Raw genomic sequence first — 24,760 nt, forward strand, 5'->3', positions numbered from 1 at the left:
CACGGTGCCGCGTGCAGCAGGCTGAAATTGGCCCAGATACCATCGTAGATTTCATCGCCGTCGATATCGTCGAATTCGCCCAGCCGCGCCGGAAGCCCGAATGTGTTCCTCGCAATCTTGATCATGCCTTGGGATGCGTCCACCGGATCGGGCAAAAGCCCTGCTGCGCGCATATGCGCCGATGCTGTCCCCGGGCCGCAGCCCAAATCAAGTACACGCCCGCCATGCGGGATCAGGTCGATGAAAGCTTGCAGCGAGGCGTCAGGTGTGTCGCTGGTGACCATCAGCGCATAGTCTGCCGCTTTGGCATCATAGGTCGCGATCGTGCGTGCATCTGCCATCAGAAAACCAGCGGCAGGAACGAGATGATCACGATCGCTGTCAGCAATCCGCGGAGATGCATCCACCATGCCGGTGCCAGACCCAAGCGCCAGAAATGCCAATCCAGCAAAAGCAGGCCCAGAAAGCCCACGATCAGGTTTACTGCCGCCGTTGTCGGGCCACCGCCTGTCATAAAGAACGCCCAAAGCGCGGGGATCACTGAGAGGATATAGCTGGCGGTGGCCATCTGTCCTGTGGCTTTCGTTGCAAAGCCCCAAAGCACGCCGGACATGAACGACAGGATAATCGCGCCGTAGAAAAGCTGGACATAGGGGCCGATAAAACGGCCGCCCAGCGTCATTTGTCCCCACATGGCAAGATCAGGCTGCAACACGGTGGCCGCGCCCCAAAGAAACGGAAGCAGACCTGCAAGGCCAAGGAGAAGTGCGGAGCGCGGGATCGTGTTCATTGTATCTAAGCAGGTTCGCGCAGCACGCGCGGCACTTTGAATTCGACGTTTTCTTCGGCGGTCACAACCATTTCGACGGTCGTATCATAGCGGTCCTTGAAGGCGTCAATGACTTCGGCAATCAAGACTTCGGGGGCTGATGCACCCGCCGTGATCCCCATTGACTTGATCCCTTCAAGCGCCCGCCAGTCAATATCGGTGGCGCGTTGCACCAGTTGCGCATAATTGCACCCGGCTCGCGCACCCACTTCCACCAGTCGTTTGGAGTTTGACGAGTTCGGTGCACCCACAACAAGCATCGCATCGCATTTCGGCGCCATCGCCTTGACCGCTTCCTGGCGGTTGGTTGTGGCATAGCAGATGTCTTCTTTATGCGGGCCGACGATGCCGGGGAAACGGGCGTGCAGGGCCGCGACGATATCTGCGGTGTCATCGACAGAAAGAGTGGTTTGGGTGACAAAGGCCAGCCGTGCGGGATCGCGCACCTCAACGGTGGCGACGTCTTCGACGGTCTCGACCAAAAGCACTTCGCCCTCGGGCAGTTGCCCCATGGTGCCAACTGTTTCAGGGTGGCCCTTATGGCCGATCATGATCATTTGCAGGCCGTTGTCCGCATGGCGCTGGGCCTCGATATGCACTTTGCTGACTAGCGGGCAGGTCGCGTCAACATAGACCATCTCGCGCTCGGCGGCGGCGGCAGGCACCGCTTTGGGCACGCCATGGGCGGAAAAGATCACAGGGCGGTCATCGGGGCATTCGTCCAGCTCTTCTACAAAGACCGCGCCCTTGTCGCGCAGCGCATCAACGACAAATTTGTTATGCACAATTTCGTGGCGCACATAGACGGGCGCGCCCCACTTTTCCAACGCCATCTCGACAATCTTGATGGCGCGATCAACGCCAGCACAGAAACCGCGCGGTGCGGCGAGATAGAGCTTTAGGGGTGGTTTGGTCATCTTGATCTCCGGTTTCATCACCAGAGGTAAGGGTTTGACGCGGGCAGGTCCAGTATCAGATGCTGCGACGCATTGAGGCGCAGGGAGAATGCGCCTCAATGCGACAGCAGTTCAGTCCTCGTCAGAGGTGTCGTCGTCCTGCACATCACCACGCGGTTCACGCGTTGGACGGCCCACGACATCGCGCAATTCGTCGAGTTCGATAAAGTTGTCGGCCTGACGGCGCAGCTCATCTGCGATCATTGGTGGCTGGCTGCGGATCGTCGAAACAACCGACACACGCACGCCTTTGCGCTGTAGCGCCTCGACCAACGGGCGAAAATCGCCATCGCCCGAAAACAACACGACGTGATCGACATGGGGTGCAAGCTCCATGGCATCGACGGTGAGCTCGATATCCATGTTCCCCTTCACTTTCCGGCGGCCCATACTGTCAGTATATTCCTTGGCCGGTTTCGTCACCATGGTGAAGCCGTTGTAATTCAGCCAATCCACGAGTGGGCGGATCGGTGAATATTCATCATTCTCCAACAAGGCTGTGTAGTAGAATGCCCGAAGCATTTTCCCGCGGCGCATGAATTCCTGCCGCAGAAGTTTGTAGTCGATGTCAAAACCGAGCGATTTCGCTGCGGCATACAAGTTTGAACCATCGATGAAGAGCGCCAATCGCTCGTCCCGATAAAACATAGGTTGTCCTTCCAAATGCGAACCTTGCGCTATTGTATTTCCGTGAGTGTTGTTAGGTTAACGCAAGTATTTCATCTAAGTAATATATTCAGCAGGTGAGACAACCGCCAAATGACCAGCCCTGAATGCAAAATTGCGCTCATTTGCCTTGGTAGCAACGAAGAATCGGCTTGGGGCGACGCTATGGCGACTGTACAAAAAGCTATGCTCAAAGTGGGCGCGCTGTCAGAATTGCCTGCGAAATCCAGCGCGCTTTATGCGACACCCGCCTTCCCTGCCGGTGCCGGACCGGACTTTGTGAATGCCGCGATGGCGATTTTCACGACGCTCTCACCTTCGGCCTTGCTTGAACATTTGCACCGTATCGAGGCAGCAGCAGGGCGTGAACGCACCAAGCGGTGGGGGCAACGCACGCTTGATCTTGATTTGATCGCCGTCGGGGATGGGATCCTGCCCGACGCGGAAACCTATGCCTATTGGCGTGATTTGTCGTTGCAGGAACAGATGATCGAAACGCCGTCACAGCTCATCCTGCCGCATCCGCGCATGCAGGACCGTGCTTTTGTGCTGGTTCCATTGTGCGATGTGGCACCGGATTGGCGGCATCCTGTGCTGGGGCGTTCGGTCGCGCGAATCTGTGCGGACCTGCCTTTGGCCGCCCGAGCCGAGGTCACGCCTCTGGTTGCCCCAAACGCGCCATAGAAAACAACGCGCAAACGCCGCGCAGGCCCTTGTCAATCTGGGCGGAAGGTTCTAAGTAGGCGGCTTCCAAAGTCCTTATTACTCGACTGGAGTACGTCCCATGGCCCGCGTCACCGTAGAAGATTGCGTCGATAAAGTTCCAAACCGTTTTGAGCTTGTGATGCTTGCTGCACATCGTGCGCGTGAAATTTCCGCTGGCGCACCGATCACGGTGAACCGCGACAACGACAAGAATCCTGTCGTTTCGCTGCGTGAAATTGCTGATGAAACCCAGCAAGCCGACGACCTGCGCGAGCGTATGATTGAAGCCAACCAGTCACAGATTGAAATTGACGAGCCGGAAGAAGACAGCATGTCCCTTTTGATGGGCGCTGAAACCGATAAGCCCGCTGATGACGATATGTCGGAAGAGAAACTGCTGCGCGCGTTGATGGATGCGCAAGGACAGCGTTAAGGTCGCCTTGCCGGCCTGACATGGATAGGCGCGCGACCAGATGACGACTGCTGATGATCTGATCGCGCTGGTCCGCACTTACAATCCAAATTCGAATCATGCCTTGCTGCGCGATGCCTTCGCTTTTGGTGAAGAGATGCACGAAGGGCAATTCCGCCATTCGGGTGAGCCGTATTTCACGCATCCTGTTGCTGTCGCGGGTATTCTGGCCGAACAGCAGATGGACGATGCCACCATCATCACAGCCTTGCTGCACGACACGATTGAAGACACCAAAGCCTCTTTCGCCGAAGTCGAAAAACGCTTTGGCCGCGAGATTGCAGAGCTTGTTGACGGGGTGACCAAGCTGACCAACCTGCAGCTTACCTCTACACAGACCAAACAGGCCGAGAATTTCCGTAAGCTCTTTATGGCGACGTCGCGTGATCTGCGGGTGACCTTGGTCAAACTGGCCGACCGTTTGCACAACATGCGCACGATCAAATCCATGCGCCCGGAAAAGCAGGCCCAAAAGGCGCGTGAAACGATGGATATCTTCGCCCCGCTCGCGGGCCGCATGGGTATGCAATGGATGCGCGAAGAGCTCGAGGATCTGTCTTTCCGCGTCCTCAACCCGGAAGGCCGTAATTCGATCATCCGCCGCTTTATTACGCTGCAACGCGAAACCGGCGATGTGATCCAGAAGATTACCGCCGATATGCGCGTCGAGATGGAAAAGGCCAATATCGTGGCCGATGTGGCGGGCCGCGCGAAAAAGCCCTATTCGATCTGGCGCAAGATGCAGGAGAAAGAACAGGGGTTCAGCCGCCTGTCCGACATCTACGGTTTCCGCGTGATCGTGGCGACCGAGGCGGATTGTTACCGCGTTCTGGGCGTTATCCATCAGCGGTGGCGCGCTGTTCCGGGGCGGTTCAAAGACTATATCAGCCAGCCCAAAACTAATGGTTACCGCTCGATCCATACCACCGTGTCGGGCCGTGACGGCAAGCAGGTCGAGGTGCAGATCCGTACCCGCGAGATGCATGAAGTCGCCGAGACAGGCGTTGCTGCGCATTGGTCCTATAAGAACGGTGAACGGGTTGAAAACCGCTTTGCCGTTGATCCGGTGCGCTGGATTTCGTCGCTGACGGAGCGTCTGGATGAAGATCAGGACCACGACGAATTTCTCGAAGCGGTCAAGCTTGAGATGTATCAGGACCAGGTGTTCTGTTTCACGCCCAAGGGCGATGTGATCAAGCTGCCGCGCGGGGCGACGCCGATTGATTTTGCTTATGCGATCCACACGCGGATCGGATCGGCTTGTGTGGGGGCCAAGGTGGACGGGTTGCGCGTGCCGCTTTGGACCCGTCTGAAGAATGGACAGTCTGTCGAGGTGATTACCGCCGAGGGGCAGACGCCGCAGGCTACTTGGATTGATATCGCGGTCACGGGCCGCGCCAAGACTGCCATTCGCCGGTCACTGCGCGAAGAAGACCGTGAACGGTTTGTCCGGCTGGGGCGCGAACTCGCGCGCGTGGCCTTTGAAAATGTGGGCAAGAAAAGCACCGAAAAGGCGCTCAAGACGGCAGCCAAGGCGCTGGCCATTGATGGCGTTGACGAATTGCTAGCTCGCTTGGGCAGTGCCGAAATCACCGGACGCAAGGTGGTCACCGCGATCTATCCCGAGCTTGAGAATGCGCAGGGTGAGGAAATTGATCAGGGGCGCGCTGTGGTTGGCCTTGCGCCGGACCAGATCCAGCAGCGTGGTGCCTGCTGTCAGCCGGTGCCGGGCGAACGGATTGTGGGTATCACGTTTCGCGGTCACGGCGTGGTCGTGCATGCGATTGATTGCGCGGCACTGGTTGATTATGAAGATCAGCCAGAGCGCTGGATTGACCTGCATTGGCAAGAGGGCACACATGGCGCGGTCAACACCGTAACATTTGATGCCACAATCGCGAACGACTCGGGCGTGCTGGGACGTATTTGCACATTGATTGGCGAACAGAACGCCAATATCTCTGACCTCAAGTTCATTGACCGCAAGCCAGACTATTTTAGGTTGTTGATTGATGTTGATCTGCGCGACGCAGAGCATTTGCACCGCGTTCAAACAGCGCTTGAGGCGGAAAGTAATGTGTCGTCAATCAAACGCCACAAAGATCCGGGATTAGCAATCTTGGGGGCGGGTACCCCGCACAGGGAAGGATGACGAGTATTGGTCTTCAAACGTAGGGATAGACGGGCGATCTGGCAGATCGTGCTGGATTTCTTCTATCCTCGTGGTGGTTGGACCCGTGCTTTTGAATACGTCAAACACCGCGTCCGCCGTTTGCCCGATACACCGCAGAAAATCAGCCGTGGTATCTGGGCCGGCGTGTTCGTTTGCTTTACACCGCTTTTTGGTTTGCACTTTGTCTTTGCCGCGATCATCGCGCGTTTGATGCGTGGCAATATCCTTGCTGCCCTGATGGCGACGTTCTTTGGTAATCCGCTGACCTTTCCGCCCATTGGCTTTTTGTCGATCAGTCTGGGCTCATGGCTTTTGGGCCTGCCACCCGGCCGCAATGACCACCTTGGTCAGAAATTTGCGGATGCGAGCTATGTTCTTGGGAACAATGTCGTCGCGATATTCACGCCCGACCCGATCAACTGGCGCGGCTTGAAGGTGTTTTATGACGATGTTTTCTTTCCCTATCTGGTGGGTGGTATCCTCCCCGGGCTGATAACCGCAACCATCGCCTATTACCTCGCTGTGCCGGTGATCAGTGCCTATCAGACCCGCCGCAAGAAAGCGCTGCTGGCAAAGCTTGACCAGTTGAAGAAAAAAACAACACCTGAACAAGGACCAGGTCAGTAGCCTGAGTAATGGAGGGACGATCTACAATGACAAATGCTTTGCGCCTTGGAGTGAATATTGACCATGTCGCCACCGTCCGCAACGCGCGCGGCGGTGCCGCCCCTGATCCCGTCCGCGCGGCGATTATGGCTGAAGCGGCTGGTGCAGACGGGATCACCGCGCATTTGCGCGAGGACCGCCGCCACATCACAGACACCGATATTGAAGGATTGATGGCCGCCCTCAAAGGGCCGTTGAATTTCGAAATGGCAGCCACAGCAGAGATGCAAGCGATTGCGCTACGCCATAAACCCCACGCGGTCTGCATTGTGCCGGAAAAGCGCGAAGAGCGCACAACAGAAGGCGGACTGGAGGTCGCGCGCGAGGAAAACGCGCTGGCCCATTATATCGCCCCGATACGTGACGCCGGATGCCGTGTGTCGATTTTTATCGCCGCCGACAAGCGCCAGATCGAAGCTGCGCACCGGATTGGTGCCGAGGTGATCGAACTGCATACCGGCGCTTATTGCGACGCCCATGCCGAAGGTCGCTTTGATGTTCGCGATGATGAGCTGCGCAAGCTGACGGATATGGCCGCTTTCGCCCATGATCTGGGGCTTGAGGTCCACGCAGGCCACGGTCTGACCTATGACTGCGTCAGCCCGATTGCCGCATTGCCGCAGGTGATGGAGCTCAATATCGGGCATTTCATCATCGGTGAAGCAATCTTTCGCGGATTGGGCCCCGCAATTGCCGAAATGCGCCGGATCATGGATGAGGCGCGGGCGTGACAGCCGGGCAGATGACCATGACGGATGCAGAGCGGGACGCGATGCGGGACGTGACGGATCATGCCTGCGCACTGCATGCGGCGGGCAGCGACATCGTTTTCACCGCCGCCGTCGTACTGGACGACCAAGTCATCGCAACGGCCCGCAACGAGGTGAGCGACAGCGACGACCCCAGCCGCCATGCCGAGGTCGTGGCGATTGCCCAAGCCGCCAAAGCTGCCGGTGATCGGGATTTGTCGGGGGCAACACTTCTTGCATCCTGCCAGCCGTGCGAAATGTGTCTGGCAACGATGCGCTGGGCCGGTATCGGGCGGGTGATTTTTGCGGCCCAACAGGAAAATATTGCCGATGCCTATTTCCGGTTTCCAAAGCTGAAGATTTCGGATTTCCATGCGGCTTGCGATGGGGTGTTCGACTATCTAGGCGGTGTTCAGGAAGACCGCGTTGCGCATATCTATGCGGCAAAGGTAGGCGCATGATTTTGGGCATTGGCACTGATCTGGCGAATATCGAACGCATCCAAGGCACATTGGATCGCTTCGGTGACCGTTTCCGCAACCGTGTGTTCACCGATGTCGAACAACACAAGGCCGAACGCCGCAAAGACGTGGCTGGCACCTACGCCAAGCGCTGGGCCGCCAAAGAAGCGTGCTCAAAGGCTTTGGGCACGGGGTTGCGGATGGGCATTTCATGGAAGGATATGGCGGTGTCAAATCTGCGCACAGGCCAACCGGTCATGGCCGTCACCGGTTGGGCCAAAGAGCGCCTAGACCAGATGACCCCGGAAGGCCATGAGGCCATTATTCATGTCACGCTGACCGACGATCACCCTTGGGCACAGGCCTTTGTGGTGATCGAGGCGCGCCCCATCGCTTGACAGGGCAGTCCCACAGGCTCATGTAGCCACAAACCTATTGCAAGGATCAGAAAATGGCCGAGAAAACAGGATTTATCGCCTGGCTAATTGATACAGTGAAAACCGTATTTTGGGCACTGGTGATTGCCGGCATTTTCCGTACCCTCTTTTTTCAGCCGTTCTGGATTCCTTCGGGATCAATGAAAGACACGTTGCTGATCGGTGACTTCCTTTTCGTCAACAAGATGGCTTACGGCTATTCCTATGCATCCTGTCCTTCGATCCGTATTCAGGGGCTGGGCATTGATATCGGCGCGGATGATTTCTGCGGGTTTATCGAGGACCGTGAAGATCGTATTTTTGGCGCGGACCCCGAGCGCGGTGATATTGTGGTCTTTCGTCACCCTGTCGACGGCCGTGATTTCATCAAGCGCCTGATCGGCCTGCCCGGTGACCGTATCCAGATGGTCGACGGTGTGCTGCAGATCAATGATGTTCCGGTTCAGGTTGAACCCGCAGGCGTCTTTACCGAAATCATGGCACCACAAGGCCCACTTGGTTTGCGCCCGCAGTGCGCCAACGGTCCGGTCGGTTCCGGCGCAGTATGTGAAAAGAACCGCTTTATCGAAACACTGCCCAACGGCGTCAGCCATGCAATCTTGGACATTGGACCGCGTCCGACGGACAACACAGGCGTCTTCACCGTGCCGGAGGGGCAGTTCTTTTTCATGGGCGACAACCGCGACAATTCAACCGATAGCCGCGTATCGCCGGCGTTGAACGGTGTAGGCTTTGTCGCCCGCAAGGATATCGTCGGGCGCGCAGATCGCGTCATGTTCTCGTCCGCAGGGCGTTCGATGTTCGCATTCTGGACATGGCGCTCTGACCGTTTCTTCAAGGCTCTCGATTGAAGCTCTCGTCCGAACTTTCAGCCTTTTCCAAAAGGCTAGGGTATAGTTTTCAAACACCCGAGTTACTGATCCGTGCGGTGACCCATTCGTCCATCGTCAGCCCGCATCGGGATGACAACCAGCGGCTTGAGTTCTTGGGCGACCGTGTCCTGGGGCTTGTGATGGCCGAGGCACTGCTCGCGGCTGACCCTTCTGCGCCCGAAGGCCTGCTCGCGCCGCGCTATAATGCGTTGGTACGCCGCGAAGCCTGCGCCGATGTGGCGCGCCAGATTGATCTGGGGGCGGTGCTGAAACTGGGGCGCTCCGAGATGAAATCGGGCGGTCGCCGCAAAGAGGCGCTGCTTGCCGACGCGATGGAAGCGGTGATTGCCGCGATTTATCAGGACAGTGGTTTTGATGCTGCGCGTGCTGTAATTCTGCGGCTATGGGGTGCGCGTATTACCAATGTTGCCGATGATGCCCGCGATGCCAAAACCGCCCTGCAGGAATGGGCGCAAGCCCGCGGCGAGGTGCCACCGCAGTATATCGAAGTGGCGCGCACTGGACCTGACCACCAGCCTGTGTTTACCATTGAGGTCCGCTTGGCATCTGGCGCATCCGAGCAGGCCACAGCCGGATCAAAACGCCAGGCCGAACAAGCGGCGGCAAGCGCTCTTTTAAAGAAAGTCGATCAATGACTGACGTCCCAACCAAAGCCGGATTTGTCGCCCTGATCGGCGAACCCAATGCCGGAAAGTCGACGCTTCTCAACCGCATGGTCGGCGCGAAAGTGTCGATCGTGACCCATAAGGTGCAAACGACCCGCGCCCGTATTCGTGGTGTGGCAATGGCGGAGAACGCACAGTTGATCTTCATCGACACACCCGGCCTGTTCAAACCGCGCCGCCGCCTTGATCGGGCGATGGTGGCCGCTGCTTGGGGCGGGGCCGCCGATGCGGATGTTGTGGTCTTGATGATCGAGGCGCATCGCGGTGTCACCTCAGGTGTGAAGGCGATTTTGGAAACCTTGTCCGAGCGGTCAGGCAAATCGCCTGTGGCGCTTGCGATCAACAAAATCGACAAAGTGAAATCCGAAGTGTTGCTTGCGCTGACCAAAGAGATGAATGAGGCGTTTCCTTTCGCCGAGACATTCATGATCTCGGCCGAGCGGGGGCATGGCTGTGACGCGCTGCGTGACTGGCTGGTCACACAGGTGCCCGAGGGCCCGTATCTTTACCCCGAAGACCAGATTGCCGATCTGCCCATGCGCATGATCGCCGCCGAGATGACCCGCGAAAAGCTGACCCTGCGTCTGCATCAGGAGCTGCCTTACGAGCTGACAGTTGAAACCGAAAACTGGGAAGAACGCCCCGATGGATCGGCGCGCATTGACCAGCTGATCTATGTCGCGCGCGACGGGCATAAAGGGATTGTGCTGGGCAAAGGCGGCGAGACCGTCAAGGCGATCAGTCAGGCCGCGCGCATGGAACTGGAAGAATTCCTTGGCCGCCGTGTGCATTTGTTTGTGAAGGTCAAGGTTCGCCCCAACTGGCTGGAAGACGCCGAACGGTATTCCGAGATGGGGCTTGATTTCAAAGACGGCAACGCTTGAAGCTCACTGCGGACATCTGGGTCTCGGCCTATCTGACGCGGTTGCGCCTGACTGAAATTCCCGCCTTTGTGGTGCAGCGCGGTGACAGCACCGCAGGTGCCGTGTTGGTCAAGCTGAATACGCTGGATGGGCAGGCCTGCTGTTATCAGCGCAGTTTTGATCTGATGACCGGCGAGCGCAAATGGATGGTGCTGGTTGAGGGCGATGAGGCGGAGGTTGACGCCTCGATCGTCAGGCAGCGTGGCTTTGATCCTGATCTGTGGGTGATCGAGGTTGAAGATCGCCAAGGACGTCACCTGCTGGACGAACCCGGGTTAGACTGACTTTGATGCCTCCGGCGGGAGTATTTTTGGCAAGATGATAAAGTTTCTTTAACCAAGTCATGCGACACAGCTCTCATGGTACAGGCTGGAGAGCCGATGGCCACGCAAGGTGATGAGCTAATGTTCGTCTCTGGGGCAAGATGGTCGTTATCATCTTGCCCTAAATACTCCCCCGCCGGGGGCGTCCTGTCCGTGCAGGCAACGCAGCGCTTGCAACTGTGCCGATCCCGGTCTGTTATGCGCAAATGAAACGGACGTTTTCCCTATGATTGAATGGCGAGATGAAGCGGCACTTCTGTCGTCGCGCCCCTTTGGTGAGAATTCTGTGATCATTGAGGTGTTCAGCGCGGCACATGGTCGTCATGCCGGTGTCGTGCGCGGAGGGACCAGCCGCAAGCTGGCACCAATCCTGCAACCGGGTGCGCAAGTGGCGGTGGCCTGGAAGGCGCGGCTGGATAGCCATCTTGGGAGCTTTACGGTTGAGCCGATCCGAAGCCGTGCAGCGGCGGCGATGGGTGACAGGCTCGCTTTGGCGGGGCTGAATGCGGTGTGTAGCCTTTTGACCATGGTCTTGCCGGAACGCGAGGCACATCGCCCGCTCTATGACCGTACGATCAGGCTACTTGATCTTCTAGGGCAGTCCGAGGTTTGGCCATTGGCCTATCTGCGCTGGGAACAGGCGCTTTTGGAGGAAATGGGATTTGGGCTTGATCTCTCGGCCTGTGCTGTGCGCGGCGTGAATGAAGACCTCGTCTTTGTGTCCCCGAAATCAGGCCGTGCTGTCAGCCGCGAGGCCGCCGGTGACTGGGCCGAAAGGATGTTACCTTTGCCACCGGTCCTGGCGGGCAAGGGGGATGCCTCCAATGCCGAGATCGCCAAGGCGCTTGGGACCACGGGGTATTTCATTGAACATCGCCTGATCAAAAGTCTTGGAGAGCGCCCCATGCCGGGTGCCCGTGCGCGATTGGTTGATGCGATCGGGCGCGCCTAGGCAAGTTTGTTGTCGATCAGATAGGCCGCTGTATCTACGGCTGACTTATGGGCCTGCCGCATCCCGCGCCCCAGGGTGGCCACTGCGCGCGCGTTATCCAGCTTGTCCACACGTCCGAGGCCCGGGGTGATGGATTTGATCGCTGGATCGAAAATTGCCAGAAACCGCACGACGAAATCAGGTGCGACGCGGGTGACGATCCTGCGGTCAGGGTGGGCTGTCTTGATGGCCTTTGCCAAATCGACGAAGCGCATGAACCTGTCGACCGTCATGATCCGTTGGCCGTATGTTTGCGGGCTGTCGATTGCGACCACATGCATTTCGGCCACATCACGGACGTCGACGGTCGGGAAACCGAAATTCGGCAACATCGGGTCTTTGGCGCGCAATATCCGTTCAATCACGGATACGGATGTGCCGAATTTATGGTCGAGTGGCGCGCCGATGACAAAGCCGGGATTGATGGCTGTCAGGTGCAGGTCGGGCGCAGTATCGCGCACAAAATCCCACGCCGCTTGCTCGGCCAGTGTTTTTGAGCGCGTATAGGCAGATGTGTTTGGATCAGCGGGGTCGGTCCAGTTGGTTTCGTCAAAGGATGTGTCCCCCGGCGGCAAAGCGGAGCCGCTGATCGCGGCGGTGGAGGACGTCAGGATCACACGCGAAATACCGGCGTTATGGGCCGCACGCAGTGCACGCAGCGCACCATCAACGGCAGGCCGGATCAGGTCCTCCTCGTTCTTGGGTTGGGTGATCGGGAAGGGTGAGGCCGTATGCATCACCACATCAATGCCCGTCATGGCGGCCGCCCAGCCGTCATCCGCCGTCAGGTCCAAGGCGATGAAGGACAGCCTGTCATCAAGCGTGGAAGGGTCGCTCAGGTGCGGGCGCAGGGCGTCAGTCACTTCCGCGCGACGTTCGTGGCTGCGGACGGTGCCGCGCACATGATAGCCCGCTTCAAGAAGCTGGAGCGCGATATGCTTGGCGATGTAACCTGATGCGCCGGTCAGCAGGACTGTTTTTGGCACTTGGCGTTCCTTATCACTCAGGCGCAACCAATTAGCCGCGCGCGAGGTAAAAGCAACTTAGTCCAGCAAACGGCGTGCGATCACTTGGGCTTGGATTTCGGCCGCACCTTCAAAGATATTCAGAATGCGCGCATCGCAAAGAATGCGGCTGACCTTATATTCAAGTGCGAAACCATTGCCGCCATGGATTTGCAGCGCGTTGTCGGCGCAGGCCCAAGCGATGCGCGCGCCCAAGAGTTTCGCCATGCCTGCCTCAAGGTCGCAGCGGCGGTCATTGTCTTTTTCATGTGCACTGAAATACGTCAGTTGCCGCGCGACCATGATCTCCACCGCCATCATGGCAAGTTTACCGGCAACACGCGGGAAATGGATCAGGGATTTGCCGAACTGCTTGCGGTCCTGCGCGTATTGCATGCCCACATCAAGCGCGGATTGGGCAACGCCGACAGCACGGGCAGCGGTCTGGATACGCGCGCTCTCGAAGGTTTGCATCAACTGCTTGAACCCTTTTCCGGTTTCGCCGCCCAGCAGGTTTTCACCCTTCACGGCAAAGCCGTCAAAGGCCAGTTCGTATTCCTTCATGCCGCGATAGCCGAGCACCTCAATCTCGCCACCGGTCATGCCGGGGGTGGGGAATGGGTGTTCGTCCGTACCGGGCGTTTTTTCGGCCAGGAACATGGACAGGCCGCGATAATCGGTTGTGTCAGGATCGGTGCGCGCCAGTAAGGTCATCACATGGGTGCGGCTGGCATGGGTGATCCACGTCTTGTTGCCGGTCACTTCCCAGTCCTCGCCTTTCCTGACGGCGCGGGTGCGCAGGCTGCCAAGGTCGGACCCTGTGTTGGGCTCTGTGAAAACGGCTGTCGGCAGGATCTCTGCCGATGCAAGGCCGGGGAGCCATTTCTGTTTTTGCTCTTCGGTGCCGCCGCAGAGGATCAGCTCTGCTGCAATTTCCGAACGTGTCCCAAGCGAACCGACGCCGATATAGCCGCGGGAAAGCTCTTCTGACACCACGCACATGGATGCTTTGGACAGGCCAAAGCCGCCGTATTCTTCGGGGATCGTCAGGCCAAACACGCCCATTTCGGCCATCTCTTCGATAACCTCAATCGGGATCAGTTCATCTTTGAGGTGCCACTCGTGGGCGTGAGGCTCGATGCGGTCGATGCTGAAACGTCGAAATTGCTCGCGGATCATCTCCAGTTCGTCATCAAGGCCGGAAGCCCCGACGGTGATATTGGCCGATTGCTCTTCCATCAGCGTAACAAGCCGCATGCGGGCGGCTTGGGTGTTGCCGGATTGAATAAGCGTCGCGATTTCGGGCTGCATCAAGGGAGCCGTGTCGGCTGTGGTCAGGCCAATATCCTGCAGGCGCAGGATTTCACCTTGGCTCATCGGGATGCCGCCAGAGATTTGCGCCAGATACTCACCAAAAGCGATCTGGTGGATCAACTGTTCAACTTCGCCAAATTTGCCGTCACCCTGCAGGCGTTCGGCCCAGTTCTGCATTTGCTGCAACGACTGTGCGTAGGTCGCCAGCCATGCCAAACCATGTGCTGCGGTCTGGTTTTCTTCGATCAGCGCACCCGAGATCCGCGCGCCGTCGGTGACAATCGCGCGCACAGCGTCCTTGGCGCGCGCAAGCACGTCTTCGACCGCAGGAAGGGTGGCAGCGGTGAGCGCCAAAAGATCGCCCAATAGAGGGCTTTGGTTCAACGTCATATCCTGTCCATCATGCGGCATTTTTCGACTCCGTTCAATTTGCAGGTGCAGAGATAGTCATAATGCAGTTGCAGCGCAATAAATATTCACCAATATATCACTAAACGAACAAAAGTGTCGCAGCGGATTTCTTGCTGGCATGCTGCAACCAATGTCGTAAGAAGCGATATGCCCGAATTTTCGCCTCTCCTCACCCCTATGATTTTCCTCTTTGCCTTTTCAGTTACGCTGCTGGGCGGATTTGTCAAAGGTGCCGTTGGGTTCGCCATGCCGCTGATCATGATTTCCGGCATGGGTATTCTGATCCCGCCTGAACTGATTATCGCGGGGATTGTTTTTCCCATTGTGATCAGCAACGCGTTGCAAGTGGCGCGTTCGGGCTTTGACAATGCACAGGCAGCCCTGAAAGATCACTGGCGCTACGTGCTGGTGGTCTGCGTGATGATCCTTGTGGCGGCGCAGTTTGTCCGCAGCCTCCCTGGCAATGTCATGTTTATCGTGCTGGGCTTGCCGGTTGTCGGTCTCAGCATTATTCAATTGATCGGGTGGCGCCCGCAGATCTCGCCGCAATGGCGGCGGCCTTTTGAATGGGCGGCAGGCGCGGTTTCGGGAACGCTTGGCGGGCTGGCAGGAACATGGGGACCACCGACAGTTCTGTATCTGCTTGCATTGAACACACCGCGTTCCAGCCAGATGTCTGTGCAGGGTGTGATTTACGGACTCGGGTCGGTGATGCTCTTGTTGGGGCATTTGCAGTCGGGCATTTTGAATGCCCAGACATGGGGGTTTTCCGCAGCACTTGTCGTACCCGCACTCATAGGAATGTGGCTTGGGTTTCGTTTGGGTGACCGGTTTGACCAGGAACGATTCCGGCGTGTTACCCTGTGGGTGCTGGTGATTGCGGGCGTCAATCTGATCCGGCGCGGTCTGATGGGATAGAAGGGCGGTAAGGTGGATCAAGATCCACCTTACGTTATCTTACCCGATCGCAGCGGCTTTGACGTCGTCATCTATGAAGGGGACATATTTTTCAAAGTTGTCGCTGAACATTGTGACCAGCTTGGCCGCCTGTTTATCATAGGCTTCTTTATCTGCCCATGTGTCACGCGGGTTCAGCAGCTTGTCGTCGACACCATCCACAGATATTGGAACCTCAAAGCCGAAATAGGCGTCTTTGCGGAAGGTGCTTTCGATCAATGTCCCATCCAGCGCCGCCGACAAAAGCGCGCGCGTCGCCTTGATTGGCATCCGTGACCCTGTGCCGTAAGCACCGCCTGTCCAGCCGGTGTTCACCAGCCAGCAAGTCGCGCCATGGCTTGCGATTTTCGAGCGCAGCAGGTTGCCGTAGACCTCTGGCCGACGTGGCATGAAGGGGGCGCCAAAACAGGTGCTGAATGTGGGCTCTGGTTCGGTTACGCCGCGTTCTGTGCCAGCAACCTTTGATGTGAAACCGGACAGGAAGTGATACATCGCCTGCGCTGGCGTCAGCCGTGCGATCGGAGGAAGTACGCCAAACGCATCGCAGGTCAGCATGATGATATTCTTGGGGTGACCACCCAGTGCGGTTTCAGACGCGTTGGAGATGTAATTCAGAGGGTAGGCACAGCGCATGTTCGCAGTGAGGCTGTCATCTTCGAAATCCAGCTCCAGCGTCTCGGGATCGAAAACCATGTTCTCGATCACGGTATGCGGCATAGAGCAGGTCGCGTAGATTTCAGGCTCTGCTTCGGGGTCGAGACCGATTGTCTTGGCGTAGCAGCCGCCTTCGAAGTTGAAAGTGCCGCGCTCGGACCAGCCGTGTTCATCGTCACCGATCAAAACCCGCGTCGGATCAGCAGACAAGGTTGTCTTGCCAGTGCCTGACAAGCCGAAGAACACGGCTGTGTCCACCGGGTTGCCCGGGGCGTGGTTTGCCGAGCAGTGCATCGGCATAATACCCTTCTCAGGCAGCAGGTAGTTCAAAAGCGTGAACACGGATTTCTTGTTTTCGCCGGCATATTCGGTGCCGCCGATCAGGATCAGCTTTGCCTCAAAGTTCAGGGCGATCACCGTTTCGGACCGGCATCCGTGCTTTTCGGGATCTGCTTTGAATGTGGGGCAGTTGATGATGGTGAAATCCGGTGAAAAGCTTTCCAGCTCTGCGGTGTCCGGGCGGCGCAGCAGGTGCCGGATGAACAGGCCATGCCATGCCAGTTCGGTCACCACACGCACATCAAGCCTGTGCGCGGGGTCAGCACCACCAAAGAGATCCTGCACATTGTAAGTGCCTCCCTTCATGTGCGCCAGCATATCAGCATACAGCACGTCAAACTTGGCGGGGTCCATTGGCGGATTGTTTTCCCACCAGATCGTATCAACAACGCCTTCGGTCTTGACGACGAATTTGTCTTTGGGCGAACGGCCTGTGTGCTTGCCTGTGGTGACAAGGAATGTTCCGCCTTTGCCCGTAACGCCTTCTCCGGCGGCAACGGCCGCTTCGTGCAGTTCGGCTTCAGAGCGGTTGTAATAGACATAACCCAGCCCTGTGATGCCTTGATCTTCAAGTTTCATCGATGGGTTGACCGTACCTTGGTCCATGGGTTCGCTCCTTTTTGAAATGGCCAACGTGGCTAGCGATGCACATCAATAGCACCAAGTTTTCAAGGGCCGATACCCTCGTTTCGCATCGTTAGCGCAACCAATTCGATGTTAGCGCAACCATTATACGGGATGGGTGGAACCCAGCCAGAATAGCACTGGGGAATCTCCGGATTTTCGGCAAAAGTACCGCAATTATGGCATTTTCGTGGCTGCGATTGAGTTAAGTATTGATTCGCTTAGGTAAAACGTTGAAAAGTCTCTTCTAGCGCCTTGAAGAACGCCGAGCATATCGAAGGAAGGGTCTCCACCATGTCGAGAATTGCACTTGTAGACGATGACAGGAACATCCTCACGTCTGTTGCCATGACGCTAGAGGCGGAAGGTTTCGAGGTCGAGACCTACAATGACGGTCTCTCAGCGCTCGAGGCTTTCAACAAACGGATGCCTGACATGGCTGTTTTGGACATCAAAATGCCACGGATGGACGGAATGGATTTGTTGCAAAGATTGCGACAAAAGACCTCAATGCCCGTTATTTTCCTGACTTCCAAGGACGACGAGATTGATGAAGTGCTTGGTTTGCGCATGGGCGCTGACGATTACGTAAAAAAGCCATTTTCTCAGCGTTTACTTGTTGAACGAATCCGCGCGCTCTTGCGCAGGCAAGATGCGATTGCGGGCGAAGAGATTGAGGAAACCGAAGACACCAAAGTGATGGTTCGCGGTGAGTTGGTGATGGACCCGCTCCGTCACGCAGTGAAATGGAAAGGGAGAGACGTATCCCTAACGGTAACGGAATTTTTGTTGTTGCAGGCGCTGGCCCAGCGACCCGGCTTTGTCAAAAGCCGCGATCAGCTGATGGATGTGGCCTATGATGACCAAGTTTACGTGGACGATCGTACGATCGACAGCCATATTAAGCGGCTGCGGAAAAAGATGCGTAATACAGATGACGAGTTCTCTGCGATCGAGACCCTTTACGGAATCGGGTACCGCTACAACGAAGAGTAAGCCATGACGGCTTCGCCCAAAATTGACGTACGTGACCTCAAGTCCGTGCGCGCCGCAGCGCGTACACCTGATCTTGTGCTCGGCGACGATTGGGTTGATCCGGACTTTGTCACTGAAGAGTTCGAAGTCGACGAGATCCCGGGCGGGCGTTTGTTCGCACTGCGGCGGTCGCCGATTGCACGCAAGATTATCACGTTCAATCTGATCGGTTTGATCATGTTGATTTCCGGCGTGCTCTATTTGAGCCCGTCGCGCGACAGCCTTGCGTTTCAGCGCGCCAATGGGTTGGTGAATGAAGCGCAGTTGATTGCCGATGTCTTTGAAGCGCAACTGCCCAGAATTGCACCGGTGAACCTTGTTACGGCAGACGGGATCAATCCAACAGCAACACTCCAAGGTCTGAACCTGCGTGGAGGTGTCGAGGTGTCGGTCTTTGCGCCGGATACGACGTTGGTGGCGCGCGCAAGCGGCAATCTCAACCAAGCGCAGATTGCTGAGTTGGAATCGCAAACCGGTGGAACGTTCATTCTCGATTTCCTTGTGTCGGTTTGGGACGGTTTGGTCAGCCTTGGATCGTTTGGACAAGAAGATGTGAGCCAGGACGAGGTTCTCATCCGGCTTACACAAGAAAATGTGCGCAGTGCGATCGCAAACGGAACCCAGTTACGAGCGTCAGAAATTAACGGCGCGACAAGTTTTATCGTGACAACGCCCATTATGCGCAATGATGTGGCCGTGGGGGTTATTGCCGTGACAACCGCTGCCGGCGAGGTTGACAGCCTTGTCCGTCGCGAACGCGAGCAGTTCCTGCGCCTGTTCTTTGTTGGCGTTCTGGTCAGTGTCGGCCTGAGTTTGGTTCTTGCCTCGACCATTGCCAATCCGCTTGCGCAACTGGCCACTGCTGCAGAGGCAAGTCAGGAAAAGAACGCACGCAAGATGTCCCCCGGTCGTGTGCGAATCCCGGATCTGAGCGGGCGCCCTGATGAAATCGGCCGTTTGTCCGCCGCCCTGCGCAGCATGGTTTCGGCGCTTTATGAACGGATCGAAGGGAACGAGCAATTTGCCGCAGATGTGGCGCATGAGATCAAGAACCCCCTCGCCTCGTTGCGCTCAGCCGTGGGGACGATGCGCGTGGCCAAGCGTGACGACCAGCGCGAGCGTCTGCTGGAAGTAATCGAACACGATGTGAAGCGTTTGGACCGGCTTGTCAGCGATATCTCGAATGCGTCCCGGCTCGACAGCGAGCTTGTCAAGGAAGAGGAAGAGTCCTTCGATCTGATCAAGATGCTGGGGAATATCGGTGAATTCCTTGGCAAGGATGCCCAGCTTCGTGGCGTTGATTTCGTCACTGACCTGCCCGAAGGCACGCTGATGGTCCAGGGCCTTGAGGGGCGGATGGCGCAGGTCTTTGTCAATTTGATCACAAATGCGATTTCGTTCTGTGACAAAGGCGATGCAATCCGCATCTGGGCACGCACCCGTCAGAACCGTGTGCTGGTGGTGGTCGAAGATACCGGCCCCGGTATTCCTGACGATGCGCTGACCAAGATTTTCCAACGCTTCTATTCCGAACGTCCCGAAGGACAATTCGGCAACAATTCCGGCCTAGGTCTGGCGATCTCCAAACAGATCGTTGAGGCGCATGGTGGCGCAATCTGGGCCGAGAATATCCGGCCAACCGATGCTGACCCAACATCAGAGCCGTTGGGTGCCCGTTTTGTTGTTGGCCTGCCAATCTAGGGGCATCCATCATGGCCGCATCCCATACCTTGCACGCGACCTGTGTGGCTTGGGACGATCGCGCAGTTATTATCACAGGAAAGTCCGGCGCGGGTAAATCTGCCTTGGGGCTGCAACTTATGGCACTTGGCTGCAAATTGGTTGCGGATGATGGTGTGCACCTCATGTTGGAAAACGGTGCCGTGGTCGTGCAGGCACCGGACACCATCAAAGGGCTGATTGAAGCACGCGGTATCGGCATCCTGAATGCTCAGGTGCGGGGCCGTGCAAGGGTTGTTTTGGTGGTAGACCTTGATCAATCCGAGCCGGCGCGCCTGCCCGAGGCGCGGTTTTTTGAAGTACTGGGACATAATCTCCCCTTGATCTACCGCGTGGACGCGCCACACTTTGCGCCAGCAATCTTGCAAATTCTCAAATCCGGTTGGAGCGATCGATGACCAAGACGGGCGCAGCCCCACAAGATCAGGCCCCTAGCGTGGTCTTGGTCACCGGTCCATCCGGTGCCGGGCGCTCGACCGCGATCAAAGCGCTTGAGGATCTGGGCTATGAGGTGATCGACAACCTGCCTTTGTCGCTTTTGCCGCGCTTGCTGGATGGCCCGCCGCCGGCGCGTCCGCTGGCCTTGGGCATTGATGTACGCAACCGTGATTTCAGCATCAGTGCGTTGATCGACACGATTGACCGGCTGACAGGCAAGGGGCAGTTCCCCGCGCAGGTTCTCTATATGGATGCCAATGAGGAAGAACTGGTGCGCCGCTATTCCGAAACGCGGCGGCGGCATCCTTTGGCCCCGGGTGGTCCGCCGCTTGCCGGTATTCAGGCCGAGCGGGAACTGTTGATCCCCGTCCGTGCGCGTGCGGATGTGCTGATTGATACGACGGGCATGTCGCCGCATGAGGCCAAAGCCGAGGTAGAGCGGTGGTTCAAAACAGGCGAGGGCGGCGCCAAGCTTGGCGTCACATTACATTCCTTCTCCTACAAACGTGGCCTGCCGCGTGGCATGGACATCGTGATTGATTGCCGTTTTCTGCAAAACCCCCATTGGGAAGAGAGCCTGCGCGTCCTTGACGGCCGTGATCCTGCCGTGGCGGCCTATGTCGCGGCTGACCCGCGCTTTCCGCCGTTTTTTGCCCAAGTGAAAGGCCTCGTGGCTTTGCTTCTTCCTGCGCATAAGGATGAGGGCAAAGCGCATCTTTCGATCGGGTTTGGCTGTACAGGGGGCAAACACCGCTCGGTTGCAATGACAGAACGGCTTGCAGAGGCCCTTGCACAAGATGGGTGGCATGTGTCTAAACGACATCGCGAATTAGAGCGGCGCGATGCGCAAGGGAAAAGGGAAGACGTAGTTTGATTGGTATCGTCATCGTGGCGCATGGGGGGTTGGCGCAGGAATATCACGCCGCAGTCGAGCATGTCGTTGGGCCGCAGCCCGGCATGGTCAGTATTGCGATTGGCCCCGATGATGACCGTGCGACGAAACAGACCGAAATCTGTCAGGCAGCAGATGATGTCGATACCGGTGACGGTGTTGTGATTGTCACGGATATGTTTGGTGGCTCGCCTACCAATCTTTCGCTCAAGGCGTGTAGCCCGGAAAACCGCCGCATCCTGTATGGAGCAAACCTGCCGATGCTGATCAAACTTGCCAAATCCCGCAAGGCCAGCGTACCGGATGCGGTTGAAGCGGCCATCGCTGCGGCACATAAATACATCAACAGTCACGACGGGGGGCTACCCCAATGACCCAGATGCGTTTGAAGATCGAGAATATCAAAGGCCTGCATGCGCGCGCGTCTGCCAAACTGGTAGAGGTTGTCGAAAGCTTTGATGCCGAAGCCATTGTCAGTAAGGACGGGGAACGCACCAGCGGCGACAGCATCATGGGGCTTTTGATGTTGGCAGCCTCCATCGGAACCTTTATTGACGTGGAAACCCGCGGACCGCAGGAAAAAGAGCTTGCTGCGGCAATTGAAAACCTTGTTGCCGATAAATTTGGTGAAGGCGACTGATGAATATCAGGATCGGATAGGACAAGTGTATTGACCGATACGAGCCCCAAGGCCCCTGCACAGCCCTCCGTCCCAGAGCCTGTTCCGCATGTTTATAACCGGCGGGCGCTGACCTATTCGGAGACGTTTGATCACCCCGTGCGGCGCACCGTGATCAAGACGATCGAGTGGCTTACGGGGAAAATCAAGATTATCCGGATGGTCCGCGAGTTTGAAAAGCGCGGCAAATTTCACGGTCAGGCGTTCTGGCGCAATGCGCTGGACGTCATGGGGATCGCGGTGACAACGCCGCAAGAGCAGCTGGCGCGTATCCCCCAAACCGGGCCTGTCGTTGTTGTCGCAAACCATCCGCATGGGTTGGTTGACGGCATGATCTTTGCCGAATTGATCGGGCGCGTGCGAAGCGACTACCGTATCCTGACACGCGCTTTTCTTACCGATATTGATGAAGGTGCCGGTAAGTTCCTCATCCCTGTCCCGTTTCCCCATGAAGAAGGTGCGCAGGCAAAGATGGTTGAGATGCGCAAACAAGCCATGGCGCATTTGAATGCTGGTGGCGTTGTCGCCGTTTTCCCTTCCGGGGTTGTCGCATCGTCTGATACGCTTTTTGGCCCCATGATCGAGAGGGAATGGAACCTCTTTACCGCCAAAATGATCCGGATGTCAGGTGCGCGTGTTGTACCGCTCTTCTTTCCGGGCGCGAATTCGCGCTGGTATCAAATGGCCAACCGTATTTCGCCTACCCTGCGCCAGAGCCTGTTGATCTATGAAATCGTCAGGGCCTGCGGCAAACCGCAAAAGCCTGTGATTGGGCATCCGTTTGATGCAGACGAAGTCAGGGCACGGCTTGGCGACCAACGCGCCTGCATGGAGTGGATGCGCGAACAAACGCTGCGCCTGAAAGACTAGCGCGTGGGGACAGGCGTGCCGCTGCGATAGTCATAGAACCCGCGCTCCGATTTCCGGCCCAGCCAGCCTGCCTCGACATATTTGGTGAGCAAGGGGCAGGGGCGATATTTGGTATCGGCCAGACCGTCGTGCAGCACGTTCATGATTGCCAGACAGGTATCCAGTCCGATGAAATCGGCCAGTTCCAGCGGCCCCATCGGGTGGTTCGCGCCCAGTTTGAGCGAGGTATCAATGGATTGCACCGACCCTACCCCTTCATAAAGGGTATAGATTGCCTCGTTGATCATGGGCATCAGGATACGGTTGACGATGAAGGCGGGAAAATCCTCGGCGGTGGCAGAGGTTTTACCCAAGCGTTCCACAACGGCGTGGCAGGCCTTGAAGGTGGCTTCATCGGTCGCGATGCCGCGGATCAGTTCAACCAGCTGCATGATCGGGACAGGGTTCATAAAGTGGAACCCCATGAATTTTTCGGGCCGGTCTGTTCGTGATGCCAGCCGCGTGATTGAAATTGACGAGGTGTTGGACGTCAGAATCGTGTCCGGCTTGAGGTGCGGCACAAGATCTTCGAAAATCGCGGTCTTGATCGTCTCGCGCTCGGTCGCGGCTTCGATGATCAGGTCGGTCTTGCCCAGATCGGTCAGGGTCGGCGTCGTTGTGATCCGTTTCATCGCGTCGGTCTTTTGCGCTTGGGTGATCAGGTCTTTGCTGACCTGACGATCCAGATTGCGCTCGATCAACGCGACGGCGGCATTCAATGCGTCCTCGCTGATATCGGTCATCAGCACTTCATATTCCGCAAGGGCAAAAACATGGGCAATGCCGTTGCCCATCTGGCCTGCGCCAACGATGCCTACCTTCTCAATTGTCATGATCATTCCTTCAACGGTTGGTCGCACCATAGGCCTCTGCGGGGGTCCCCTTCAAGTCGGGCGTGTAGGTAAAAGTTTCATCAAATGCCGTCATTAGCAAATTCGCAAAAGAATTGGGCGAATCTGCCGCTTGGGTGATGACTATAAGGGGCGGTAGCCATGCGACATGAAACGATTGAAACAGGCGAACTTTCGTATTCGCCGTGCCGTTACGGAAATTCACGGATGTTGTTTCGCGGGCCACGCAAACGGCTTGATTTGCCGTATCTCGCCTTCATCGGCGGGACCGAAACCTATGGTAAATTTATCGAAAAGCCGTTTCCAACCCTTGTTGAAAAGGCCATGCGCCAGACATGTGTGAACTTTGGGTGCGTCAACGGCGGGATTGATGCCTTTGTAAATGATCCGACGATCATGGATATTTGCGCTGAAGCCGATTTGACCGTGGTGCAGGTGATGGGGGCAAATTACCTGTCAAACCGGTTCTATTCGGTCCATCCACGGCGGAATGACCGCTTCCTGCGCGCCTCAACAGTCTTGCAGGCGATTTATCAAGAGATCGATTTTTCGGAGTTTTCCTTTACGCGGCATATGTTGGGCGCACTGCATGCCACATCTCTGGAACGGTTTGACACCGTCGTGATTGAACTGCGCGCGGCGTGGTTGGCGCGCATGCGCAATATGCTGGGCCAGATCGGGCGTCGCACTATCCTGCTTTGGTTTTCCGAAGATGCCATGACAGATACGCATTGGGCCGACCGCCCCGGCCAGTTGCAGGTTGATCCCCTGTTTATTACGGCGTCGATGATTGATGAGTTGCGGCCTCTGGTCAAAGATGTTGTCGTCGTGAACCCGACGGAACGTGCCCTGTCGCAGGGATCACGCGGCATGTTCTTTCCACCCAGCCAGACGAAAGCCGCCTCAGAAATGCTGGGGGTTGATTGCCATGTTGAAGCGGGCGCGGCACTGATTCAATCCATCAGAAATCAGCTTTATGCCATATAAAAGGGGCCCCAGCACTG

General features: G+C 57.0%; 29 protein-coding genes. 21 read left to right on the forward strand and 8 right to left on the reverse strand.

Going from position 1 to position 24,760, the window contains the following annotated elements; translation table 11 throughout:
* The 4 genes from VGP75_RS04245 to VGP75_RS04260 all read right to left on the reverse strand — a co-directional run.
* Positions 1 to 341: methyltransferase domain-containing protein (locus tag VGP75_RS04245; protein WP_327542474.1), on the reverse strand; the 341-nt coding region annotated here is incomplete at its 3' end.
* Positions 341 to 790 (reverse strand): DUF3429 domain-containing protein, encoded by a 450-nt coding sequence (locus VGP75_RS04250; protein ID WP_327542475.1) that lies wholly within the window; start codon positions 788 to 790, stop codon positions 341 to 343. The genes VGP75_RS04250 and VGP75_RS04245, both read right to left, overlap by 1 nt.
* A 5-nt stretch (positions 791 to 795) precedes the next feature.
* Positions 796 to 1,746, reverse strand: coding sequence for a 4-hydroxy-3-methylbut-2-enyl diphosphate reductase (gene ispH, locus VGP75_RS04255; RefSeq protein ID WP_327542476.1), 951 nt, complete (start codon positions 1,744 to 1,746; stop codon positions 796 to 798).
* A 111-nt stretch (positions 1,747 to 1,857) separates the two neighbouring features.
* A complete protein-coding gene (locus VGP75_RS04260) occupies positions 1,858 to 2,433 on the reverse strand; it encodes a LabA-like NYN domain-containing protein (RefSeq protein WP_327542477.1) in 576 nt (191 codons plus the stop codon).
* A gap of 111 nt (positions 2,434 to 2,544) precedes the next feature.
* Here VGP75_RS04260 and folK point away from each other — a divergent pair, with 111 nt between their 5' ends.
* The 12 genes from folK (at position 2,545) to recO (ending at position 11,870) form a co-directional block, all read left to right on the forward strand.
* A complete protein-coding gene (gene folK / locus VGP75_RS04265; RefSeq protein WP_327542478.1) occupies positions 2,545 to 3,135 on the forward strand; it encodes a 2-amino-4-hydroxy-6-hydroxymethyldihydropteridine diphosphokinase in 591 nt (196 codons plus the stop codon).
* A 100-nt stretch (positions 3,136 to 3,235) separates the two neighbouring features.
* A complete protein-coding gene (gene rpoZ / locus VGP75_RS04270) occupies positions 3,236 to 3,589 on the forward strand; it encodes a DNA-directed RNA polymerase subunit omega (RefSeq protein ID WP_055295916.1) in 354 nt (117 codons plus the stop codon).
* A 40-nt stretch (positions 3,590 to 3,629) separates the two neighbouring features.
* Positions 3,630 to 5,780: a RelA/SpoT family protein gene (locus VGP75_RS04275; protein ID WP_327542479.1), complete on the forward strand. Its 2,151-nt coding sequence runs from the start codon at positions 3,630 to 3,632 to the stop codon at positions 5,778 to 5,780.
* Between the two features lie 6 nt (positions 5,781 to 5,786).
* Entirely contained in the window at positions 5,787 to 6,428 is a 642-nt protein-coding gene (locus VGP75_RS04280) for a DUF2062 domain-containing protein (protein ID WP_327542480.1), read from the forward strand.
* A 26-nt stretch (positions 6,429 to 6,454) separates the two neighbouring features.
* On the forward strand, positions 6,455 to 7,198 hold the full coding sequence (locus VGP75_RS04285) for a pyridoxine 5'-phosphate synthase (protein WP_327542481.1): 744 nt from the start codon (positions 6,455 to 6,457) through the stop codon (positions 7,196 to 7,198).
* A complete protein-coding gene (locus tag VGP75_RS04290; RefSeq protein WP_327542482.1) occupies positions 7,195 to 7,677 on the forward strand; it encodes a deaminase in 483 nt (160 codons plus the stop codon). Before VGP75_RS04285 ends, VGP75_RS04290 begins: the two co-directional genes overlap by 4 nt.
* On the forward strand, positions 7,674 to 8,075 hold the full coding sequence (gene acpS, locus VGP75_RS04295; RefSeq protein WP_327542483.1) for a holo-ACP synthase: 402 nt from the start codon (positions 7,674 to 7,676) through the stop codon (positions 8,073 to 8,075). The genes VGP75_RS04290 and acpS overlap by 4 nt, the downstream gene beginning before the upstream one ends.
* A 53-nt stretch (positions 8,076 to 8,128) precedes the next feature.
* Positions 8,129 to 8,965 carry a signal peptidase I gene (gene lepB / locus VGP75_RS04300; RefSeq protein ID WP_327542484.1) on the forward strand — a complete coding sequence of 279 codons (837 nt, stop codon included), beginning with the start codon at positions 8,129 to 8,131 and terminating at the stop codon, positions 8,963 to 8,965.
* Positions 8,962 to 9,642, forward strand: a complete 681-nt coding sequence (gene rnc / locus VGP75_RS04305) for a ribonuclease III (RefSeq protein ID WP_327542485.1) — start codon at positions 8,962 to 8,964, stop codon at positions 9,640 to 9,642. The genes lepB and rnc overlap by 4 nt, the downstream gene beginning before the upstream one ends.
* Positions 9,639 to 10,556, forward strand: coding sequence for a GTPase Era (era, locus tag VGP75_RS04310; RefSeq protein WP_327542486.1), 918 nt, complete (start codon positions 9,639 to 9,641; stop codon positions 10,554 to 10,556). Before rnc ends, era begins: the two co-directional genes overlap by 4 nt.
* On the forward strand, positions 10,553 to 10,879 hold the full coding sequence (locus VGP75_RS04315) for a DUF1491 family protein (RefSeq protein WP_110278173.1): 327 nt from the start codon (positions 10,553 to 10,555) through the stop codon (positions 10,877 to 10,879). The genes era and VGP75_RS04315 overlap by 4 nt, the downstream gene beginning before the upstream one ends.
* A 265-nt stretch (positions 10,880 to 11,144) precedes the next feature.
* On the forward strand, positions 11,145 to 11,870 hold the full coding sequence (recO, locus tag VGP75_RS04320; RefSeq protein ID WP_327542487.1) for a DNA repair protein RecO: 726 nt from the start codon (positions 11,145 to 11,147) through the stop codon (positions 11,868 to 11,870).
* Here the strand turns inward: recO and VGP75_RS04325 are convergent.
* Positions 11,867 to 12,895, reverse strand: a complete 1,029-nt coding sequence (locus VGP75_RS04325; RefSeq protein ID WP_327542488.1) for an SDR family oxidoreductase — start codon at positions 12,893 to 12,895, stop codon at positions 11,867 to 11,869. The two genes, recO and VGP75_RS04325, sit on opposite strands and share 4 nt — an antisense overlap.
* Positions 12,896 to 12,952: 57 nt before the next feature.
* On the reverse strand, positions 12,953 to 14,638 hold the full coding sequence (locus VGP75_RS04330) for an acyl-CoA dehydrogenase family protein (RefSeq protein WP_327542489.1): 1,686 nt from the start codon (positions 14,636 to 14,638) through the stop codon (positions 12,953 to 12,955).
* A 147-nt stretch (positions 14,639 to 14,785) separates the two neighbouring features.
* Between VGP75_RS04330 and VGP75_RS04335 the strand changes: the two genes are divergently transcribed.
* Complete coding sequence (locus tag VGP75_RS04335; RefSeq protein ID WP_327542490.1) at positions 14,786 to 15,556, forward strand: sulfite exporter TauE/SafE family protein; 771 nt, start codon at positions 14,786 to 14,788, stop codon at positions 15,554 to 15,556.
* A 39-nt stretch (positions 15,557 to 15,595) separates the two neighbouring features.
* Here VGP75_RS04335 and VGP75_RS04340 read toward each other — a convergent pair whose 3' ends face one another.
* A complete protein-coding gene (locus tag VGP75_RS04340; RefSeq protein WP_327542491.1) occupies positions 15,596 to 17,194 on the reverse strand; it encodes a phosphoenolpyruvate carboxykinase in 1,599 nt (532 codons plus the stop codon).
* Positions 17,195 to 17,506: 312 nt separating this feature from the next.
* Between VGP75_RS04340 and VGP75_RS04345 the strand changes: the two genes are divergently transcribed.
* From VGP75_RS04345 to VGP75_RS04375, 7 genes are read left to right on the forward strand one after another with little or no spacing between them, the layout of a single operon-like run.
* Positions 17,507 to 18,208, forward strand: a complete 702-nt coding sequence (locus tag VGP75_RS04345) for a response regulator transcription factor (protein WP_055295931.1) — start codon at positions 17,507 to 17,509, stop codon at positions 18,206 to 18,208.
* Positions 18,209 to 18,211: 3 nt separating this feature from the next.
* On the forward strand, positions 18,212 to 19,948 hold the full coding sequence (locus VGP75_RS04350) for a sensor N-terminal transmembrane domain-containing protein (protein ID WP_327542492.1): 1,737 nt from the start codon (positions 18,212 to 18,214) through the stop codon (positions 19,946 to 19,948).
* An 11-nt stretch (positions 19,949 to 19,959) separates the two neighbouring features.
* Entirely contained in the window at positions 19,960 to 20,385 is a 426-nt protein-coding gene (locus VGP75_RS04355; RefSeq protein WP_327542493.1) for an HPr kinase/phosphorylase, read from the forward strand.
* Positions 20,382 to 21,299, forward strand: coding sequence for an RNase adapter RapZ (rapZ, locus tag VGP75_RS04360; protein WP_327542494.1), 918 nt, complete (start codon positions 20,382 to 20,384; stop codon positions 21,297 to 21,299). Before VGP75_RS04355 ends, rapZ begins: the two co-directional genes overlap by 4 nt.
* On the forward strand, positions 21,296 to 21,691 hold the full coding sequence (locus VGP75_RS04365; RefSeq protein ID WP_327542495.1) for a PTS sugar transporter subunit IIA: 396 nt from the start codon (positions 21,296 to 21,298) through the stop codon (positions 21,689 to 21,691). The genes rapZ and VGP75_RS04365 overlap by 4 nt, the downstream gene beginning before the upstream one ends.
* A complete protein-coding gene (locus VGP75_RS04370; protein ID WP_076660943.1) occupies positions 21,688 to 21,957 on the forward strand; it encodes an HPr family phosphocarrier protein in 270 nt (89 codons plus the stop codon). The genes VGP75_RS04365 and VGP75_RS04370 overlap by 4 nt, the downstream gene beginning before the upstream one ends.
* A gap of 30 nt (positions 21,958 to 21,987) precedes the next feature.
* Positions 21,988 to 22,866 carry a lysophospholipid acyltransferase family protein gene (locus tag VGP75_RS04375; protein ID WP_414727768.1) on the forward strand — a complete coding sequence of 293 codons (879 nt, stop codon included), beginning with the start codon at positions 21,988 to 21,990 and terminating at the stop codon, positions 22,864 to 22,866.
* Here the strand turns inward: VGP75_RS04375 and VGP75_RS04380 are convergent.
* A complete protein-coding gene (locus tag VGP75_RS04380) occupies positions 22,863 to 23,738 on the reverse strand; it encodes a 3-hydroxybutyryl-CoA dehydrogenase (RefSeq protein WP_327542496.1) in 876 nt (291 codons plus the stop codon). The genes VGP75_RS04375 and VGP75_RS04380 overlap by 4 nt on opposite strands.
* A 159-nt stretch (positions 23,739 to 23,897) precedes the next feature.
* On the opposite strand from VGP75_RS04380, the gene VGP75_RS04385 reads away from it, so the two are divergent.
* Complete coding sequence (locus tag VGP75_RS04385; RefSeq protein WP_327542497.1) at positions 23,898 to 24,743, forward strand: DUF6473 family protein; 846 nt, start codon at positions 23,898 to 23,900, stop codon at positions 24,741 to 24,743.
* Positions 24,744 to 24,760 lie beyond the last annotated feature (17 nt).

The sequence above is a fragment of the Yoonia sp. genome, from assembly GCF_036007805.1.
Taxonomy (GTDB): domain Bacteria; phylum Pseudomonadota; class Alphaproteobacteria; order Rhodobacterales; family Rhodobacteraceae; genus Yoonia.

Bases quoted from the DNA above. Each gene is read 5' to 3' on its own strand.
- VGP75_RS04345 (WP_055295931.1), top strand. From the start codon at position 17,507: ATGTCGAGAATTGCACTTGTAGACGATGACAGGAACATCCTCACGTCT.
- VGP75_RS04260 (WP_327542477.1), bottom strand. From the start codon at position 2,433: ATGTTTTATCGGGACGAGCGATTGGCGCTCTTCATCGATGGTTCAAAC.
- rapZ (WP_327542494.1), top strand. From the start codon at position 20,382: ATGACCAAGACGGGCGCAGCCCCACAAGATCAGGCCCCTAGCGTGGTC.
- acpS (WP_327542483.1), top strand. From the start codon at position 7,674: ATGATTTTGGGCATTGGCACTGATCTGGCGAATATCGAACGCATCCAA.
- VGP75_RS04355 (WP_327542493.1), top strand. From the start codon at position 19,960: ATGGCCGCATCCCATACCTTGCACGCGACCTGTGTGGCTTGGGACGAT.
- VGP75_RS04335 (WP_327542490.1), top strand. From the start codon at position 14,786: ATGCCCGAATTTTCGCCTCTCCTCACCCCTATGATTTTCCTCTTTGCC.
- ispH (WP_327542476.1), bottom strand. From the start codon at position 1,746: ATGACCAAACCACCCCTAAAGCTCTATCTCGCCGCACCGCGCGGTTTC.
- VGP75_RS04350 (WP_327542492.1), top strand. From the start codon at position 18,212: ATGACGGCTTCGCCCAAAATTGACGTACGTGACCTCAAGTCCGTGCGC.
- rpoZ (WP_055295916.1), top strand. From the start codon at position 3,236: ATGGCCCGCGTCACCGTAGAAGATTGCGTCGATAAAGTTCCAAACCGT.
- VGP75_RS04370 (WP_076660943.1), top strand. From the start codon at position 21,688: ATGACCCAGATGCGTTTGAAGATCGAGAATATCAAAGGCCTGCATGCG.
- recO (WP_327542487.1), top strand. From the start codon at position 11,145: ATGATTGAATGGCGAGATGAAGCGGCACTTCTGTCGTCGCGCCCCTTT.
- VGP75_RS04250 (WP_327542475.1), bottom strand. From the start codon at position 790: ATGAACACGATCCCGCGCTCCGCACTTCTCCTTGGCCTTGCAGGTCTG.
- folK (WP_327542478.1), top strand. From the start codon at position 2,545: ATGACCAGCCCTGAATGCAAAATTGCGCTCATTTGCCTTGGTAGCAAC.
- era (WP_327542486.1), top strand. From the start codon at position 9,639: ATGACTGACGTCCCAACCAAAGCCGGATTTGTCGCCCTGATCGGCGAA.
- VGP75_RS04340 (WP_327542491.1), bottom strand. From the start codon at position 17,194: ATGGACCAAGGTACGGTCAACCCATCGATGAAACTTGAAGATCAAGGC.
- VGP75_RS04380 (WP_327542496.1), bottom strand. From the start codon at position 23,738: ATGACAATTGAGAAGGTAGGCATCGTTGGCGCAGGCCAGATGGGCAAC.
- VGP75_RS04275 (WP_327542479.1), top strand. From the start codon at position 3,630: ATGACGACTGCTGATGATCTGATCGCGCTGGTCCGCACTTACAATCCA.
- VGP75_RS04285 (WP_327542481.1), top strand. From the start codon at position 6,455: ATGACAAATGCTTTGCGCCTTGGAGTGAATATTGACCATGTCGCCACC.
- VGP75_RS04385 (WP_327542497.1), top strand. From the start codon at position 23,898: ATGCGACATGAAACGATTGAAACAGGCGAACTTTCGTATTCGCCGTGC.
- VGP75_RS04330 (WP_327542489.1), bottom strand. From the start codon at position 14,638: ATGCCGCATGATGGACAGGATATGACGTTGAACCAAAGCCCTCTATTG.
- lepB (WP_327542484.1), top strand. From the start codon at position 8,129: ATGGCCGAGAAAACAGGATTTATCGCCTGGCTAATTGATACAGTGAAA.